Annotated in this window: 4 protein-coding genes; 2 read left to right on the plus strand and 2 right to left on the minus strand. The window is 44.5% G+C overall.

Annotation, left to right across the window (positions count from 1 at the left end; all coding sequences use genetic code 11):
• Positions 1 to 190, plus strand: a 190-nt coding sequence (locus A3762_RS24510) for a RecX family transcriptional regulator (RefSeq protein WP_197469563.1), incomplete at its 5' end; no start/stop codon positions are given.
• 1 nt (position 191) lies between these two features.
• Here the strand turns inward: A3762_RS24510 and A3762_RS24515 are convergent.
• Positions 192 to 827: a phosphoribosyltransferase gene (locus tag A3762_RS24515; protein WP_369820678.1), complete on the minus strand. Its 636-nt coding sequence runs from the start codon at positions 825 to 827 to the stop codon at positions 192 to 194.
• A gap of 39 nt (positions 828 to 866) precedes the next feature.
• On the opposite strand from A3762_RS24515, the gene A3762_RS24520 reads away from it, so the two are divergent.
• Entirely contained in the window at positions 867 to 1,466 is a 600-nt protein-coding gene (locus tag A3762_RS24520) for a phosphoribosyltransferase (protein WP_068755499.1), read from the plus strand.
• Between the two features lie 36 nt (positions 1,467 to 1,502).
• Here A3762_RS24520 and A3762_RS24525 read toward each other — a convergent pair.
• A partial coding sequence (locus A3762_RS24525; protein WP_197469564.1) for a TetR-like C-terminal domain-containing protein occupies positions 1,503 to 1,783 on the minus strand: 281 nt, incomplete at its 5' end.

A 1,783-nucleotide genomic window follows, 5' to 3' on the forward strand; every position in this document is an offset into this window, starting at 1 on the left:
AGCGGTGATGCTTGCGTTTGAACGTGACGATACAGATTGGTTTGAGCTCGCCAAGCATACTCGGCAGCGTAAGTTTGGTGATTGGGATCTCGGCTTTGACTTAAAGCAGAAGGCGAAGCAGCAACGCTACTTATATAGTCGCGGTTTCAGCAGTGATCAGGTCAATTATGCCTTTGAGCTGAATGAGTGAATTACTTCTTGAGGTGAGGCTTAATGATCTCGTATAGCTCTGGCCTGTTCTCGGCTATTTCTTCATGGCTCAAACCTTCAAGCGAGTGCGGATATTTAAGCCATTCTTCGGTTTCGTGTAAAAAGTAATCGGGCACAATATCAGTCTGATTACGTGTAGGCTTGTAATACGGTACGGCCACTTTTATTTCTTGCGGCGTATTTCTTCTGGCGTGTGTTTCAAGATGTTCAATTACCGCTTTAATGGTATGCCCGGTATCAAATACGTCATCGACGATTAATAAGCGGTCCGTATGTTTCACGTGTTTGATGAGATAGCTCATACCGTGAATGCGAATCTCATTTGAGCGGCCATCAATGGCAGCTGCGTAGGAAGAAGTTCGAATGGCGATATGATCTGTTTCAATACCGTGATACTCAAGCAGCTCTTGTACTGCCGTCCCAATCGGTGTCCCGCCTCGCCATAGAGCAATAATAATGCTTGGTTTGAAGCCTGAATCTAGAATTTGCGTGCCTAAACGGAACGAATCTTCTAGTAATTGTTGTGCGCCGATGTAGGTTTTAAGAATCACCGATTGAATCCCAGTATGCTCAATATAAGTGGCTCGATTATTTACTTTTTCAAAAACATTTTGCAAGCTGAGTATCGTATATCGAGTATAAATAGGATGGGTGAAATGGCCGGGCTAGAACAGCAGAAGCAAGCGAAAAAACGATATGTCGAAGAGCAGTCGTTGGTGGAAGATAGCTATCGCTTGGCGGTCAAAATATATGAAAGTGGTTTTCGTCCAGACTTTATTGTCGGTATTTGGCGTGGCGGGTCGACAGTAGGTATTTATGTGCAAGAGTGTTTACAAACGCTGGGGGTCGAAACAGACCATATTGCTATTCGAACATCATACCGCGGCATGGAACAATACTTTGAAGAGTTAGAGGGCAATCAGGGTATTCGTGTTCATGGTATTCAATATTTGCTTGAGAATATGAATTACGACGACAAGCTGCTTATTGTCGATGATGTATTCAGTACTGGGCGCCATATCGATGCGGTTATTCAGCGTTTATCAAGTAAAGCTAAACGGAACATGCCTGAAGATACACGTATTGCGATGCCATATTTCAAAGAGGGCTTATCTGAGACTGGTCGGGAGCCAGACTACTTTCTCCATAAAACGCAAGACTGGTTGGTGTTGCCGTATGAGTTAACCGGTCTAACCCTCGAAGAGATTGAGCAAAACAAACCTTGGGTGAAGCCTTTCTTACGCCCGGACCTGTAGTATCGAGATCGTTAGTGGGAGAGCTCATTTGCTGTCCTAGTGCGTGTTTCTCGCTGAAGTGAACTCGCCCTCAAAGAAAGATTCGAGCAAGGCATGCTTGTCGATTCCGTAAGTGAGTTTGTTCGTTAGGTCTAGTACGACGATGCCATGTATTGTCGCCCAAAATAAATGAGCTAGTTTTTCTGGTTCGCCTTTTAAATAACCTTGTTGTACAGCGTCTCTTACTGAGTTTCGCAGCGTATCGAAGGCGCGATTCCCCATTAGCGTAACATGGTTGCTAGGCTCGCTCGGTTGGTCTAATTCAAACATTAAACGAA

It is taken from the genome of Oleiphilus sp. HI0125 (genome assembly GCF_001635355.1).